This is a genomic window from Bacteroides sp. MSSM.1001136sp1_RTP21357st2_D2_RTP21359_211015, from assembly GCF_040913205.1.
Taxonomy (GTDB): domain Bacteria; phylum Bacteroidota; class Bacteroidia; order Bacteroidales; family Bacteroidaceae; genus Bacteroides; species Bacteroides ovatus.
In genome coordinates, this window is sequence record NZ_JBDFVF010000024.1 from 33,685 (window position 1) to 49,188 (window position 15,504).

At 45.1% G+C, this 15,504-nt stretch carries 13 protein-coding genes; 11 read left to right on the forward strand and 2 right to left on the reverse strand.

Annotation, left to right across the window (positions count from 1 at the left end; all coding sequences use genetic code 11):
• Positions 1–98: 98 nt before the first annotated feature.
• Complete coding sequence (locus AB5217_RS15700; RefSeq protein ID WP_368117370.1) at positions 99–2,159, reverse strand: acetate--CoA ligase family protein; 2,061 nt, start codon at positions 2,157–2,159, stop codon at positions 99–101.
• Positions 2,160–3,095: 936 nt separating this feature from the next.
• On the opposite strand from AB5217_RS15700, the gene metG reads away from it, so the two are divergent.
• The 8 genes from metG (at position 3,096) to AB5217_RS15740 (ending at position 12,751) form a co-directional block, all read left to right on the forward strand.
• A complete protein-coding gene (gene metG / locus AB5217_RS15705; RefSeq protein ID WP_004323920.1) occupies positions 3,096–5,135 on the forward strand; it encodes a methionine--tRNA ligase in 2,040 nt (679 codons plus the stop codon).
• A 72-nt stretch (positions 5,136–5,207) separates the two neighbouring features.
• Positions 5,208–6,665, forward strand: coding sequence for a lipopolysaccharide biosynthesis protein (locus AB5217_RS15710; RefSeq protein WP_032845730.1), 1,458 nt, complete (start codon positions 5,208–5,210; stop codon positions 6,663–6,665).
• Complete coding sequence (locus AB5217_RS15715) at positions 6,652–7,704, forward strand: hypothetical protein (protein WP_032845728.1); 1,053 nt, start codon at positions 6,652–6,654, stop codon at positions 7,702–7,704. The genes AB5217_RS15710 and AB5217_RS15715 overlap by 14 nt, the downstream gene beginning before the upstream one ends.
• A 55-nt stretch (positions 7,705–7,759) precedes the next feature.
• Positions 7,760–8,623: a phosphorylcholine transferase LicD gene (locus AB5217_RS15720; RefSeq protein WP_032845727.1), complete on the forward strand. Its 864-nt coding sequence runs from the start codon at positions 7,760–7,762 to the stop codon at positions 8,621–8,623.
• Positions 8,620–9,642 (forward strand): hemolysin activation protein, encoded by a 1,023-nt coding sequence (locus tag AB5217_RS15725; RefSeq protein ID WP_185968686.1) that lies wholly within the window; start codon positions 8,620–8,622, stop codon positions 9,640–9,642. Before AB5217_RS15720 ends, AB5217_RS15725 begins: the two co-directional genes overlap by 4 nt.
• Positions 9,615–10,733, forward strand: a complete 1,119-nt coding sequence (locus AB5217_RS15730; RefSeq protein ID WP_004296594.1) for a glycosyltransferase family 4 protein — start codon at positions 9,615–9,617, stop codon at positions 10,731–10,733. Before AB5217_RS15725 ends, AB5217_RS15730 begins: the two co-directional genes overlap by 28 nt.
• A gap of 10 nt (positions 10,734–10,743) precedes the next feature.
• Positions 10,744–12,009, forward strand: coding sequence for a glycosyltransferase family 4 protein (locus AB5217_RS15735; RefSeq protein ID WP_004296595.1), 1,266 nt, complete (start codon positions 10,744–10,746; stop codon positions 12,007–12,009).
• Entirely contained in the window at positions 12,002–12,751 is a 750-nt protein-coding gene (locus AB5217_RS15740) for a glycosyltransferase family 2 protein (protein ID WP_004296596.1), read from the forward strand. Before AB5217_RS15735 ends, AB5217_RS15740 begins: the two co-directional genes overlap by 8 nt.
• 12 nt (positions 12,752–12,763) lie before the next feature.
• On the opposite strand, the gene AB5217_RS15745 is transcribed toward AB5217_RS15740, so the two are convergent.
• On the reverse strand, positions 12,764–13,621 hold the full coding sequence (locus AB5217_RS15745; RefSeq protein ID WP_004296597.1) for an SGNH/GDSL hydrolase family protein: 858 nt from the start codon (positions 13,619–13,621) through the stop codon (positions 12,764–12,766).
• Positions 13,622–14,063: 442 nt separating this feature from the next.
• Here AB5217_RS15745 and AB5217_RS15750 point away from each other — a divergent pair, with 442 nt between their 5' ends.
• The 3 genes from AB5217_RS15750 (at position 14,064) to AB5217_RS15760 (ending at position 15,500) form a co-directional block, all read left to right on the forward strand.
• Positions 14,064–14,837, forward strand: a complete 774-nt coding sequence (locus AB5217_RS15750; RefSeq protein WP_008642334.1) for a class I SAM-dependent methyltransferase — start codon at positions 14,064–14,066, stop codon at positions 14,835–14,837.
• 74 nt (positions 14,838–14,911) lie between these two features.
• Entirely contained in the window at positions 14,912–15,262 is a 351-nt protein-coding gene (locus tag AB5217_RS15755; protein WP_004296599.1) for a helix-turn-helix domain-containing protein, read from the forward strand.
• A 13-nt stretch (positions 15,263–15,275) separates the two neighbouring features.
• Positions 15,276–15,500 (forward strand): hypothetical protein, encoded by a 225-nt coding sequence (locus tag AB5217_RS15760; protein WP_004296600.1) that lies wholly within the window; start codon positions 15,276–15,278, stop codon positions 15,498–15,500.
• The last annotated feature ends 4 nt before the right edge of the window (positions 15,501–15,504 follow it).

The following is a 15,504-nucleotide window of genomic DNA, read 5'->3' on the forward strand; positions in this document are numbered from 1 at the left end:
AACATACGTGTTTTCTATCCTTCCGTTTGAGTTACCAAATGTAGGCAAAATCACAGCGGAAAGATAGTAAATATGTCTCAATGAATGAAAGAATAGTCCTATTTTTCTATTCTGATACGCGCGTCAACTGCTACAACGGCCTTTTGCGTTGCCAAGAGCGGATTTATATCCATTTCTTTGATCTCTGTAGCGAAACGTAGCAAAGTGGACAAACAGACAATAATTTCAGCAAATTTATCTTCGTTGACTCCCTTTTGCCCACGTGTTCCCTGAATGATTTTATAAGCACGCAAAGAATGAATCATTGAATAAGCTTCTTCGTAAGAAAGCGGAGCCAAACCGGAAGATACATCTTTCAGCACCTCCACAAAAATACCTCCCAAACCACAAAGTACCACGTGACCGAACTTCTCTTCATATTTTGCGCCAACAAACAGTTCCGTACCTTTCAGCATCGGCTGTACCATAATTGCTCTTGCATCAGGTATCTGCATCATACGATCAAATTCCAGTGCCAGATGTTGCTCACTTTTAATGTTCAGAACGACACCGCCGACATCTGATTTGTGCACAGGGCCAACCACTTTGGCAACTACCGGAAATCCGCACCGACGGGCAAAAGCTACTATCTCCTCTTTATTATCGGAAACAAATTCATCTACCAACGGAATACCGGCAGCGTGCAACAATGCCTGTACATAATTGGGAGCGATATAACCATCCTCCGGAATAGAATCAATAATACGACGAATCCTCGGAACGTCCACTCCGAACAATTCTATTTCAGGAACTGCCGGTTTAGGAGCATTGACGATACGTGAAAGGGCAGTACCCAAGGTCACTTCGTCTGCAAAATTCACATGCCCTTTTGCCAGGAAGGCGGAAACCTCCGCTCCGGCTGTATTAATGGAAGGAAGAATGGGAAAAATCGGTTTCTTGCAAGTCTGCATCTTTTCATGAAGCACATCATACATTTCAAACATAGTAACCAATCCCGGAGTTCCGAAGATAGCCATCATGGCGTCTATATTATCAAGCTTTTCCTCGCAGTAGTCAATGCAAAGGCGCAGATGTTCCGGTGTTCCGGTAGCCAGAATATCAATAGGATTCCCAACGGCAGCACCGGGGAATAGTTGGGCTTTTAGTTCCTCGGCTACTTCTCCCTCCAGCTTAGGCACATTCAGTCCGCCTTTACTCAAGGCATCTGTCAGCATCACTCCCGGGCCTCCGGCATGAGTGATAATGGCAAAATTCTTTCCTTTCAATTCGGGTAAAGTAAACACGCAACCTACGGTAGTCAATTCCTCACGAGAGAAACAGCGCACAATCCCTGCTTTACGGAACAAAGCCTCTACTGCCGAATCGGAACTGGCGATTGCTCCTGTATGGGAAGATGCCGCCCGGCTTCCGCTCTCCGAACTTCCGGCTTTGATTGCCGCAATCTTGCACCCTTTTCTAATCAAAGACGAAGCATGGAATAACAACCTGTCCGGATTCTGAATACTTTCAATATAGAGTAGTTTCAGATGAGAATCTTTTTCGGGATCGAAGTTCTCATCCATAAATTGCAATACATCTTCCACGCCGATCTGCTTGGCATTTCCCACCGACCAGACTGAATTGAACTGCAAACCTTTTGTTACGGCACTTTCGAGAATAAATACCGCCGTAGCACCGGAGCTAGAAATCAAGTCCACCCCTTTGGGGTTTAAGTTAGGAATCGGCTGGCTGAACACGCTATGATGCCATGTATTCATCAATCCGATGCAATTAGGACCAATCAGCGAAGCACCGTATTTATTGACTGTTTCCAAAATACGTTCTTCCAACAGTGCTCCTTCGTGAGTTTCTTCACCAAAACCTGCCGAGAGTATGATAAATGCCCTGGTTTGTTTCTTGCTAGCCAATGTTTCCACCATATCAGGACACATCGAGGCAGGCACAGCCAACACCGCCAGATCTGTGTCCGGCAGATCATTCACGTCCGCAAAGGCGGGAACTCCCTGTACTTCCTTTTCCTTCGGATTCACCGCCCGAAGTTCTCCCCGATAACCTCCATTTATCAAATTCTTTAATATTGCGCCACCCGGCTTATGCACATTATTCGATGCCCCTACTACGACAATGCTTTCAGGACGAAGCAACTGGGTTGTTATCATATCATGCTTTGGTTTTCGTTTAACTTAGGTACAAATATATTCTTTCTTACGAGAAAAAAGAAAGAAAAAGGGGAGAAATATAGATGGAAATAGATGATAAAAGAGGAAATGAGCAAGAAATTATATAGATTATACTGACTTATTGAAATGCAAAGCTATAATCTTACCATGTAATTCTTATCATTAGAACAGAATATTACTTTATGCAGAAAAAATGGACATAAAACTCATACAGAATCAAAAATATACAAGATGAGTCCGGAGTATATTGGAAAACTTGAAGGATAAGCAAGTTGCATAATCCATATTCACACAAAACAGACTTTAAATCATTCGATTCAACATCAAAAAGGCAAAATTCCTAATTTCAGGAGCAGATTATTGCAAATATAAGTTCAAATAGAAACAACTCACATGTTACCTATTCGACAGCAACCAGCACAAAACAAGTATTCTAAATGCCCTTTTGTCCTTTCGTTTAAAAGCAAGAAAGTACTTCTCACTGACCAATAAACCGTTTCTTTAAAAGGAACGAAGTCTTCCTTTAAAAGCAATGATTCATGATTCTATCAACAATCATGAATATTCACTCATTTGTATTCAAGAAAGATTACTTATTCCGCATATTCATACAGTATTTTATACGTCACTTCTTTTATTAGAATACAATTTAGATACTCCTAATCTGTTTCAATCTTAAAAATAGAACATAATAGAAAATATAAAAATACCCCGATACAAATTCGCTATTTTCTAGCCAACTTATATCAGGGTAAAACACTTTCTTTTTACCTGTTTTTTTATTACGAAACGTTCCTGTTTCATTCTGTGACCACTTTTCAATGAAATAATCTGTGTTAATCCGTGTAATCTGTGGTGAAAAGTCATTATCTTTGCACATTGCAAAGTTGAAAACAACAAAAATCACACTATATAATGGAAAAGAAATTCAAAAGAACCACCGTCACATCGGCACTGCCGTATGCGAACGGTCCTGTCCATATCGGTCACCTGGCGGGTGTATACGTGCCGGCAGATATCTATGTACGCTATCTGCGTCTGAAAAAAGAAGATGTATTATTCATCGGAGGTTCGGACGAACACGGAGTGCCTATCACCATCCGTGCCAAGAAAGAAGGAATTACTCCACAGGATGTAGTAGACCGTTATCATTCGCTGATTAAGGAATCATTCAAAGAGTTCGGTATCTCATTCGACGTGTATAGTCGCACCACTTCACCGACGCATCACCAACTGGCTTCGGATTTCTTCAAAACATTATACAATAAAGGAGAATTCATCGAAAAAACATCCGAACAATATTACGACGAGGAAGCAAAAACATTCCTTGCCGACCGTTATATCACCGGAGAATGTCCTCACTGCCATTCGGAAGGCGCTTACGGCGACCAATGCGAAAAGTGCGGAACCTCACTTTCTCCTACAGATCTTATCAACCCGAAAAGCGCCATCAGCGGTAGCAAACCGGTAATGAAAGAAACCAAACACTGGTATCTTCCTCTCGACAAACACGAAGCATGGCTGCGCAAATGGATTCTGGAAGATCACAAAGAATGGCGTCCGAACGTATACGGTCAATGCAAAAGCTGGCTCGACATGGGTCTGCAACCACGTGCCGTGAGCCGTGACCTTGATTGGGGTATCCCTGTTCCCGTAGAAGGAGCAGAAGGAAAAGTGCTCTATGTATGGTTTGACGCTCCGATCGGATACATCTCCAACACCAAAGAACTTCTTCCCGACAGCTGGGAAACATGGTGGAAAGATCCAGAAACGCGTCTGATTCACTTCATCGGAAAAGATAATATCGTATTCCATTGCATCGTATTCCCTGCCATGCTGAAAGCAGAAGGCAGCTATATCCTGCCGGACAACGTGCCGAGCAACGAATTCCTCAACCTCGAAGGAGACAAGATCTCTACTTCCCGCAATTGGGCCGTATGGTTGCACGAATATCTGGCTGATTTCCCCGGAAAGCAAGACGTACTCCGCTACGTACTGACCGCCAACGCACCGGAAACGAAAGACAACGACTTCACTTGGAAAGACTTCCAAGCACGCAATAACAACGAACTGGTAGCCGTATACGGCAACTTCGTAAACCGTGCAATGGTGCTGACTCAAAAATACTTCGACGGTCGCGTACCCGCACAGGGCAGCTTAACCGACTACGACAAGGAAACGCTGAAAGAATTCGCAGACGTGAAAGCAGAAGTAGAAAAACTGCTCGACGTATTCAAATTCCGCGATGCACAGAAAGAGGCCATGAATCTGGCACGTATCGGAAACAAATACCTGGCCGACACCGAACCGTGGAAACTGGCTAAGACAGATATGGAACGTGTAGGAACCATCCTCAACATTTCCCTGCAACTGGTTGCCAACCTTGCCATCGCCTTCGACCCATTCTTGCCGTTCAGCTCGGAAAAACTCCGCAAAATGCTGAACATGGATACTTTCGAATGGTCTGAACTGGGAAAAGATAACCTGCTTCCTGTAGGCCATCAGTTAAACAAACCGGAGTTATTGTTCGAGAAGATCGAAGACGCTACTATCGAAGCACAGGTACAAAAGCTGCTCGATACAAAGAAGGCAAATGAAGAAGCCAACTACAAAGCTAATCCTATCCGCCCGAACATCGAATTCGACGACTTCACGAAACTGGATATCCGTGTAGGTACCATTCTTGAATGTCAGAAAGTACCGAAAGCGGATAAATTGCTGCAATTCAAAATCGATGACGGACTGGAGACACGTACCATCGTATCAGGTATTGCCAAGCATTATCAACCGGAAGAGCTGGTAGGCAAACAAGTTTGCTTCATCGCTAATCTCGCTCCGCGCAAACTGAAAGGAATCGTCAGCGAAGGCATGATTCTTAGTGCCGAAAACAACGACGGCAGTCTGGCAGTTATCATGCCGGGACGTGAAGTGAAGCCGGGCAGCGAAGTAAAATAATAAAACTAGAATAGGGAATACATGAAAAGCTATCATCACGCATAGCCTTTTCATGTATTCTTTGCAAATAACATGAGCGAGAATCAGTCACTAAAAGAAAAGACAGCCAAAGGACTATTTTGGGGAGGATTCAGCAACGGCATACAGCAGTTGCTAAACCTACTTTTCGGAATATTCCTCGCGCGATTACTCACTCCGTCAGATTATGGAATGGTGGGAATGTTGGCCATCTTCTCCCTCATTGCCAGCTCGATACAAGAAAGTGGTTTCACAGCTGCCCTTGTTAATAAGAAAGAAGTGACGCACAATGATTACAATGCCGTATTCTGGTTCAACGCGGCCATCAGTCTGTCGCTGTACCTGCTGTTATTCCTCTGTGCACCGCTTATCGCTGACTTCTACGATACTCCCGAACTGACACCACTGGCACGTTATTCTTTTATCGGCTTCTTCATTGCCAGTCTGGGAATATCCCACAGTGCCTATCTCCTGCGTAATCTGATGGTCAAACAGCGGGCATTGTCTTCGGTTATCGGACTCACCGTGTCCGGAATCACCGGAGTCACTCTTGCCTACTTTGGTTTCTCTTATTGGGGAATTGCTACGCAAAGCATCGTTTACGTAACCATCAACACAGCCTGTTACTGGCATTTCACCCGTTGGCGACCAAGCTTGCAGTTCAACTTCACCCCGATTAAGGAAATGTTCGGATTCAGTGGGAAACTACTGGTTACCAATGTATTCAATCACATCAATAACAATCTGTTTTCCGTGATACTGGGTAAATTCTACAGCGAAAAAGAAGTAGGATATTACAACCAAGCCAATAAATGGTGCGGCATGGGACAACTCTTCATCTCCGGCATGATAAACGGAGTAGCGCAACCGGTACTCACCAAAGTGTCCGACGACCTTGAACGGCAAAAACGGGTATTTCGCAAAATGCTGCGTTTCACCGCTTTTGTCTCGTTTCCCGCCATGTTGGGATTGGGAATCGTATCGGAAGAGCTGATTATCATCACCATCACCGACAAGTGGTATTCCAGCATATTAATCATGCAAATACTGTGTATCAGCGGAGCCTTTGCTCCCATCGCATACCTCTATCAACAACTGATTATCAGTAAAGGAAAATCCCGCATCTATATGTGGAACACCATAGCGCTCGGCATAATTCTACTGTCAGGCGTTCTGTTAGTCCACTCACACGGTATCTATGCCATGCTCGCCGTCTATGTATCCACCAATATACTGTGGCTACTGATATGGCACTACTTTGTATGGCAGGAAATAGGATTGAAGCTTCGCCATGCCCTGATGGACATACTTCCTTATGCTGCCATTGCGGCTACGGTTATGGTAATCACCTATTACACCACCCGCTCCATCGAGAATATTTATCTCCGCCTGGCAAGCAAGATAGTGCTTGCTGCAGCACTCTACGTAGCAACCATGTGGGGCAGCCGATCGGTTACTTTTAAAGAAAGCATTCAATATTTCATCAAAAAGAAGACACATGAACCCAAATGACCTTGCCACCCGATACCATCTTCTGAATAGTTCTTTCAAAAAGACGATGATTTATCACATAGGTATAGACGCCGGATTCTTTACCGAATATACCTATATGCTCCATGCAATGCTCTATTGCCTGCAACACAAAATACAGTTCAAGCTTTACTCCGACGACGCCAACTTCGGATGGGAAAAAGGTTGGGAAGATTGTTTCGCCCCCTTCTGCGAGCAAGTGCACGAACCGTTTCATCACACTTATAACACCCATCGCCTCCCCTCCTGGCAGGCATTGATGAAAGACAAAAAGCTGCCTAAGACGAAGTTACTGAAATGGAAACTGAAAGTAACCTGTAAGAACATCATCGGAAAAACGATTGCCTTTTTCACATACGGCAAACCGGTCTTGCTCAACTTTCAACTGACATTCAACCCCAATCAGCACTTCCATATTCCCGAACTGGGAATAGACGGCGACTATCTCCATACCTTCCAAAAACTGACGGAAATCACTTGGAAACTCAACGACACCACCGCACAGGAATGTCGCCAATGTGCCGCCGACCTGCAACTTCCACCCCAATACGCAGGATGCCAGATACGGGGAGGAGACAAGATCACCGAAACCAACCTGCTTCCACCGGAACATTACATACGGCTTATTAAAGAAAAGACCGCCCTACGCGACGTCTTTGTATTAACGGACGATTACCGCCTTTTCGAACAAGTACAAACCCTTGCCCCGGACATACACTGGTACACCCTTTGCAGCCCCGACGAAAAAGGATACGTCAACAGCGCTTTCACGCAGACCACCAAAGAGCTGAAACAAAGACAAATGGCACGTTTCCTTTCCTCGATACAGATATTGATGGACGCCTCCGTCTTTATAGGAAGCATCACTACCGGCCCCAGCCTGTTCCTATTGAAGAAATTCTATCCGGACATCAATCCGGCAGACTGTCTGCTCAAGGACTTTCCGCAAGCATCCGTCCTTCCCATACCGGGACGCGGACAAGTGGCCACCGAATTTATGCAAGGAAACTTAAAGTTATAGTAACTTAGCAATATAATTACTACTTTTGTAGCACAACGTGCATTAACCATTTCCGATGAACAAGAAATATACAGCCGAAGAGCTTGATTTATTACATGCCGAACTCTACGACATATTGGGAGAAACCATCCGGGTGTGTCAGAAGCACAACATTCCCTATTTTGTGATTGGCGGCACGGCAATCGGTGCACTCTACGACCAAGCGATTCTCCCCTGGGATGATGATATTGACATAGGCATGACGCGGGAGAACTACAACAAATTTCTGAAAGTAGCTCCCGAGGAACTGGGTCCTTCCTACTTCCTTTCATGGATAGAGACAGACCCTCATACTCCGTATTATTTTGCCAAAGTCAAGAAAAACGACACCCTTTTTGTAGAAGAAATGTTCAAGAATGTCCCGATGCATCCGGGCATTTTTGTCGATATATTCCCATTCGACAAAATTCCCGACAACAAGCTGCTGCGAAGAATACAATCCGAAGCACTCGGCTTCCTCAAATGCTGCCTGATGGGAAAAGAGATATGGATGTGGAAACACTTCGGTACATGTGAAATAGAGAACCCCACGAACCGGGGAGCCTTCTCCTGTTTCCTGAACAGGGTAGTCGACCTGCTTTTCTCTAAAAAAGCAATCTACCGCATGCTGGTGTCAGTTCAAAGCTGTTTCAACTCACGAAACACCCGTTACTATAACAACGTAATGGCCACTGCCGACCACGTAACCGTAGAAAGCATCCGCCACCTGCAACCCGTGAAATTCGGCCCTCTCACAGTGACCGCCCCCGACGACCTGGAAGGATTTTTGCGTTACAACTATCCAACCCTGCATCGATTTACAGAAGAAGAGCAGGAAAAAGTGAACAACCACTATCCTGCCGCCCTGTCATTCAGTACAACCCCAAAACAAGAACTATGAATATGAAATCCGCTTTAGTAGACGTCCCGGTACTTATCCTGTTCTTCAACCGCCCGCAACAGTTGTCGCAAGTGTTCGAGCAAGTGAAGAAAGCGCGTCCGTCCCGCCTCTTCCTCTATCAGGACGGAGCACGAAACGAACGTGACCTGCCCGGAATAGAAGCCTGCCGTGAAATCGTATCACAGATAGACTGGGAATGTGAAGTAGAACGGCTTTATCAGGAAAAGAATTTCGGCTGCGACCCTTCGGAGTACATTTCGCAGAAATGGGCCTTTTCGAAAGTCGACAAGTGCATCGTATTGGAAGACGACGATGTGCCCGCCGTCTCCTTTTTCCAATTCTGCAAGGAGATGCTGGATAAATACGAATATGACACCCGCATCAGCATGATTGCCGGATTTAACCCCGAAGAAATCACCCAAGATATGCCCTATGACTATTTCTTTACCACCACCTTCTCTATCTGGGGATGGGCAAGCTGGAAACGGGTAGTCGACCAATGGGATGAGTTCTACAACTTCCTGGACGACTTCTTCAATATGCAACAACTGGAACAGCTTATCAAGGAACGCAAATTCCGGAGCGACTTTATCTACATGTGCCAGCGTCACCGGGAACAGCAGAAAGCCTTTTATGAAACGATCTTCCACGCCTCCATACTGTTCAACTCCGGGCTAAGCATCGTGCCTACCCGCAACATGATTAATAACTTGGGAGCAACGGCAGATTCCACCCATTTCGCCGGCTCGATTCATACCCTGCCCAAAGGTTACCGCCGCATCTTCACGATGAAGCGCTATGAGGTGGATTTTCCACTGAAACATCCCCGCTACGTCATCGAAAACGTTGCCTACAAAGAGAGCGTTTACCGCATCATGGGCTGGGATCATCCGTGGATCAAGATCGGACGTTCGTTCGAAGAACTGTTCCTCAACCTGAAATACGGCAATTTCTCCATCATTACGAAAGCTGTCAAAAACCGAATCAACAAATGGCTGAAAAGAAACAAGCACCACTAAATAAGTTGCTTACTATTTATTTTTACCATACCCGCCTCACACGGGAAAGCTACGAGGAATGGAAAGAATATAAATTCCCCGGACACATCTTATACGGACTTCCTTTACTGGAGAATTACGGAATACACTCCGTGATGCACAAATGCAAATATTTCTCCGGCCGTCTGAAACTCATGCTTTACGCCACCAAAGAGATTCTCTTCTGCAAGGAGAAATACGACGTCCTCTACGCCACCTCTTTCCGGGGTATAGAGCCCGTCATCTTCCTCCGTGCACTGGGACTGTACCGCAAGCCCATCGTGATCTGGCATCATACGGCAGTCGTGACCAATCCCAAACCGTGGCGCGAACAAATCTCCCGCCTTTTCTACAAAGGTATAGACCAAATGTTCCTGTTCAGTCGGAAACTGATTCAGGACTCGCAGAAAACCCGGAAAGCACCGTCCCACAAACTGAAACTCATCCATTGGGGACCGGATCTTCCTTTCTACGACCACCTGCTTGCAGAAATGCCCGACCGGAAGCCCGAAGGATTTATCTCCACCGGTAAAGAAAACCGGGACGTAGACACCTTGCTCCAGGCATTTGCCGCAACGAACGAGAAACTGGATTTGTACATTGCCGTCTCATGCGGTAACATCAACTATAAAAAGATCATCGACCCGTATGCATTGCCCGACTCCATTCGCATCCATTATACCGACGGAGTGATTCCCTACGAACTGGGGAAACTGGTGGCACGCAAAAGTTGCATCGTGATCTGCTGCCTGGACTTCCCCTATACCGTAGGACTGACCACGCTCGTGGAAGCATTCGCCCTCGGCATCCCCGTCATCTGTTCGCGCAACCCCAACTTCGAAATAGACATCGACAAGGAAGGAATAGGCATCACCGTAGAATATAACGACGTACAAGGCTGGATAGACGCTATCCGCTACATCGCCGACCACCCCGAAGAGGCACGGCGCATGGGAGAGAATGCCCGCAAACTGGCGGAAGAACGTTTCAACCTCGAAATCTTTTCACGCGAAATAGCAGAAAGCTTGCTGGAAATATCAAACATTTCCTCTAAAAACCGTACATTTGCATAAACTTTTGCCCATGAGAGTCCTGATTATAAATACATCTGAACGAATAGGAGGAGCAGCCATCGCAGCAAGCCGGTTGATGGAGTCACTGAAAAACAACGGCATCAAAGCCAAAATGCTGGTACGTGACAAACAGACCGACCAAATCAGTGTTGTCCGCTTAAAAAGTAACTGGTTGCAAGTGTGGAAGTTCATGTGGGAACGGATTGTGATCTGGAGTGCCAACCGTTTCCGGCGTTACCATTTGTTTGACGTAGACATCGCCAACACAGGTACAGACATCACCTCACTCCCGGAATTCCGCCAGGCCGACGTGATCCATCTGCATTGGATCAACCAGGGAATGCTCTCACTGAACGATATACGAAAGATACTGACCTCCGGCAAACCCGTAGTCTGGACCATGCACGATATGTGGCCATGCACCGGCATCTGCCATTACGCACGGGAGTGCAACAACTATCAGCAGGAATGTCACGACTGTCCGTACATCTACAAAGGCGGGGGACGAAAGGATTTATCCTATCGCACGTTCCGCAAAAAACAGAAGTTATACAGCTACGCTCCCATTCATTTCGTCACGTGCAGCCATTGGCTGAAGGAACAAGCCCAGACCAGTGCATTATTTGAAGGGAAAAGCGTGACCAATATTCCGAACGCTATTAATACCAACTTGTTCAAACCCATGAACAAGAAGGAAGCGCGTGCCAAATTCATGTTGCCGGAAGGTAAGAAACTAGTTTTGTTCGGCTCATTAAAGATCACCGATAAACGAAAAGGGGTCGACTATCTGATTGGGGCATGCAAACTGTTAGCAGAAAAGCATCCGGAATGGAAAGACTCACTGGGTGTAGTCGTATTCGGCAACCAGTCGCAGCAGTTACAGGAACAACTTCCTTTCCATGTATACCCGCTCCCTTATATCAAAAATGAGCATGAAGTAGTGAATATCTACAATGCCGTAGACCTCTTCGCCATCCCGTCTCTGGAAGAGAATCTTCCCAATATGATTATGGAAGCAATGGCCTGTGGAGTGCCTTGTGTCGGTTTTAATGTGGGAGGTATCCCCGAAATGATCGATCATCTGCACAACGGCTACGTGGCACAATACAAATCCTCGGAAGATTTTGCCAACGGCATACATTGGATATTGACGGAACCGGAATACAACGAACTCTCTGCACAGGCCTGCCGCAAGGTTCTGGGTAATTATTCGGAGAGTATCGTTGCAAAGAAATATACAGATGTCTACAATAAAATAACGGGGAAATATGCATAGTGTCCATCCTACTCCCAAGTTCTCTATCATTACGGTGACATACAATGCTGAAAAGGTATTGGAAGACACGATTCAAAGTGTAATCTCACAAACCTATCATCATATAGAATACATTATCGTGGATGGAGCTTCCAAGGATGGAACCCTCTCTATTATCAACCGCTACCGGTCACGCATACACACCGTCGTCAGCGAACCCGACAAAGGACTGTATGACGCCATGAATAAGGGCATCGCCCTTGCCAGCGGTGATTATCTCTGTTTCCTGAACGCGGGCGACTGTTTTCACGAGGACGACACACTGCAACAAATGGTGCATACCATCAACGGCAGCGAACTGCCCGATGTGCTTTACGGAGAAACCGCTATCGTAGACCAGGACAGGCATTTCCTGCGGATGCGCAGATTGTCCGCTCCCGAAACGCTTACCTGGAAAAGTTTCAAACAGGGTATGTTAGTCTGCCATCAGGCATTCTTTCCCCGTCATACGCTGGTAGAGCCCTACAACTTGAAATATCGTTTTTCTGCCGATTTCGACTGGTGCATCCGTATTATGAAGAAAGCGCGCACCTTACACAATACCCATCTGACGATTATCGATTATCTGGATGAAGGAATGACTACCCGCAATCAGAAAGCCTCCCTGAAAGAGAGATTTCGCATCATGGCAAAGCACTACGGGTTGATTGGCACCGTAGCACATCATATATGGTTTGTGATCCGTGCGGTGATTCACCGGTAAAGCTGGTTCTCTTTAAAATGTTGCAGGCAACGCAAGCAACTGGTACATCAGCGTACGTGCCATACGTATCTGCCCCTTTGTACTAGGATGTAAACGGTCATATCCTGCGTCGTAGAAGTAAATCAGTTGCTCTTCCACCATCGGGTTCAGCCCGGTTACCGCATTAAAATCAATTACGGGCACTCCCCACACATTACCGGCTTCCTTGACGGCCTGCACGTAGGCATCCACATATTCACCACAACTATTCTGATAGTTTTCATCCGGTTGCACGTTCTTCTCTCCAAAATCCGCCAGTGAGCGGTGCAACGGGGTTAATAGTACAATCTGCTTATCCGGAAACAGTTGTTTCAGCCTGTGGATTCCGATGTTGATACGTCCTTTATACGTGTTTCCATCCATTATAGGCGTACGTTTCTTGCGGGTTTCCAGCTTTTTGACCTGTCCGCGGGCTGCCATCACCTGTTCTTCTGTTTCCGTAAACCACTCTCCGATAGGCACACCGTCATTAAAATCATTCGTACCCATCAGAATCAAGATAGCATCCACTTCTCCACCGTGTTCCTGCTTTAGTTTCTCGGCCTGACGGGGCACATCATTCCATTGTCTGCCGCTGATACCATATACATAAGGAGTAATCCCCAGCCATTCCTGCAGGAAATCCCAGTATTTCTTTATTTTGTCACCATAGCAGTTGGGATCTGTAATAGAGTCTCCTAAATATCCCACTCTTTTTCCTTGCCACGGATGCCGGACAGCTCCATTATTCGTTTCAGCAGAGTTTGCAACTTTAGATGTTTGATTCTGTCCGCACAGAAAAGAGGAACAGAAAAACAGAATGGTACATGCGAGTAATAATTTGCTTTTCATCGGTATTATACATTAAATGAGAGATTTGTATCTAATATCCTGCAAATGTAATTCAAAAATAGGTAGTTTCAATCAATTTGGGCAGTCAATCTCATCCATACAACCGGACAGACAAACGGGTCTCTATTTGACGATTCTTGCTAAAATGCAGGTTTACAGTATTTTTTCATCAAAGTTATCATTGAGTTTTACACCTAAAATCCTATCTTTGTCACAAACTAAAAGAAAAATTGGATGTTTAACTCATTTTCATTCCATAAGGATTCCGTTCTGTAAATAATCTGTAAGCCTTCCTCTCATTACAGATTATCCCTTATGTTTTCTGACATATTCTTGTCAGAGTTATTTTCTATATCTAAATTTTAAACTATTTGTATGGTCAAATGGTCACAAGCATCGTCACATGCCTTCATTTACCGTACTGCTAAAACATTAAAAAACAATGAGTAACGAATTAAAAACAATCCACGAATTCGATTTTACACTGATATGTAATTACTTCAAAGGACTAAAACGTCAAGGTCCGGGAAGCCCTGAAGTCACACAAAAAGCCTTAAGTTTCACCAACGAACTGTCTGACAATGCCAGAATAGCCGATATTGGCTGTGGCACAGGCGGGCAGACAATGGCATTAGCCAACTATACGAAAGGGCAAATTACAGGCATCGATCTTTTCCCCGACTTCATCGAAATATTCAACAGAAATGCAATAGAAGCCCATTGCGAAGACAGAGTAAAAGGCATTGTCGGTTCTATGGACGCTTTGCCGTTTCAAGAGGAAGAACTCGATCTGATCTGGTCCGAAGGAGCTATCTATAATATAGGATTCGAACGCGGCATGAATGAATGGAATAAGTTCCTGAAAAAGAACGGATTCATCGCTGTAACGGAAGCATCCTGGTTCACCCCGGAACGCCCCTCCGAAATAGACGACTTCTGGATGGCTAATTACCCGGAAATCGATACGATTCCGAGAAAAATAGCACAAATGGAGAAAGCCGGATATATCCCGACAGCCCATTTCATCTTACCGGAAAATTGCTGGACCGAGCATTTCTATGCTCCCCAATTCCCGGTTCAGGAAGCCTTTCTGAAGGAATATGCAGGAAATGAAGCTGCCGCAGACCTCATCGCCGGTCAACGACACGAAGAGAGCCTATATAATAAGTATAAGGAATACTACGGCTATGTATTCTATATAGGACAAAAAAGATAATTGACTATCTGCCGGAGAAGTTAGCAAGATAGGATAACTCTCCGGCATTTATTATCCTTTATTTTGCAGAAGATATGGAAACGAAAGATATAAATAAGGAAGAATATCAGTTACGGATCAACAAAGTGACCGACTATATCCATCAAAACATTGACCAGCCGTTATCATTACAGAAAATGGCGGGTATCGCATGCTTTTCTCCTTTCCACTTCCACCGCGTATTTACAATCCTGACCGGCGAAACGCCTACGGATTATATCAAACGCACCCGGATTGAAAAAGCAGCCCTATTATTAAAACAAAACAAGGAACTTTCCGCCACCGAAATTGCCGCCCTTTGCGGCTTTAGCAGCCTTTCGCTGTTAAGTCGCAATTTCAGGCTGCATTTCAGTATGACGATCCGGGAGTTCCGCTCACTAAAATAAAACGCTAAAGAATATGGAAAAAGAAAATAAGATTCTGATTTTTCGAACTTCTATCACCAAAAGATGTGACATCAAACGCATAGGAAAACTTTTGGCAGAGTTCCCTCAAATAGACAAATGGAATGTGGACTTTGAGGACTGGGAGAAAATATTAAGAATCGAGTGCAGTGGTATCACTGCACTCGAAATATCGGAAGTACTCCGGAATAATCATATTTTTGCCAGCGAACTGGAATAAAACG

Bases quoted from the DNA above. Each gene is read 5' to 3' on its own strand.
- AB5217_RS15700 (WP_368117370.1), bottom strand. From the start codon at position 2,159: ATGATAACAACCCAGTTGCTTCGTCCTGAAAGCATTGTCGTAGTAGGG.
- metG (WP_004323920.1), top strand. From the start codon at position 3,096: ATGGAAAAGAAATTCAAAAGAACCACCGTCACATCGGCACTGCCGTAT.
- AB5217_RS15710 (WP_032845730.1), top strand. From the start codon at position 5,208: ATGAGCGAGAATCAGTCACTAAAAGAAAAGACAGCCAAAGGACTATTT.
- AB5217_RS15715 (WP_032845728.1), top strand. From the start codon at position 6,652: ATGAACCCAAATGACCTTGCCACCCGATACCATCTTCTGAATAGTTCT.
- AB5217_RS15720 (WP_032845727.1), top strand. From the start codon at position 7,760: ATGAACAAGAAATATACAGCCGAAGAGCTTGATTTATTACATGCCGAA.
- AB5217_RS15725 (WP_185968686.1), top strand. From the start codon at position 8,620: ATGAATATGAAATCCGCTTTAGTAGACGTCCCGGTACTTATCCTGTTC.
- AB5217_RS15730 (WP_004296594.1), top strand. From the start codon at position 9,615: ATGGCTGAAAAGAAACAAGCACCACTAAATAAGTTGCTTACTATTTAT.
- AB5217_RS15735 (WP_004296595.1), top strand. From the start codon at position 10,744: ATGAGAGTCCTGATTATAAATACATCTGAACGAATAGGAGGAGCAGCC.
- AB5217_RS15740 (WP_004296596.1), top strand. From the start codon at position 12,002: ATGCATAGTGTCCATCCTACTCCCAAGTTCTCTATCATTACGGTGACA.
- AB5217_RS15745 (WP_004296597.1), bottom strand. From the start codon at position 13,621: ATGAAAAGCAAATTATTACTCGCATGTACCATTCTGTTTTTCTGTTCC.
- AB5217_RS15750 (WP_008642334.1), top strand. From the start codon at position 14,064: ATGAGTAACGAATTAAAAACAATCCACGAATTCGATTTTACACTGATA.
- AB5217_RS15755 (WP_004296599.1), top strand. From the start codon at position 14,912: ATGGAAACGAAAGATATAAATAAGGAAGAATATCAGTTACGGATCAAC.
- AB5217_RS15760 (WP_004296600.1), top strand. From the start codon at position 15,276: ATGGAAAAAGAAAATAAGATTCTGATTTTTCGAACTTCTATCACCAAA.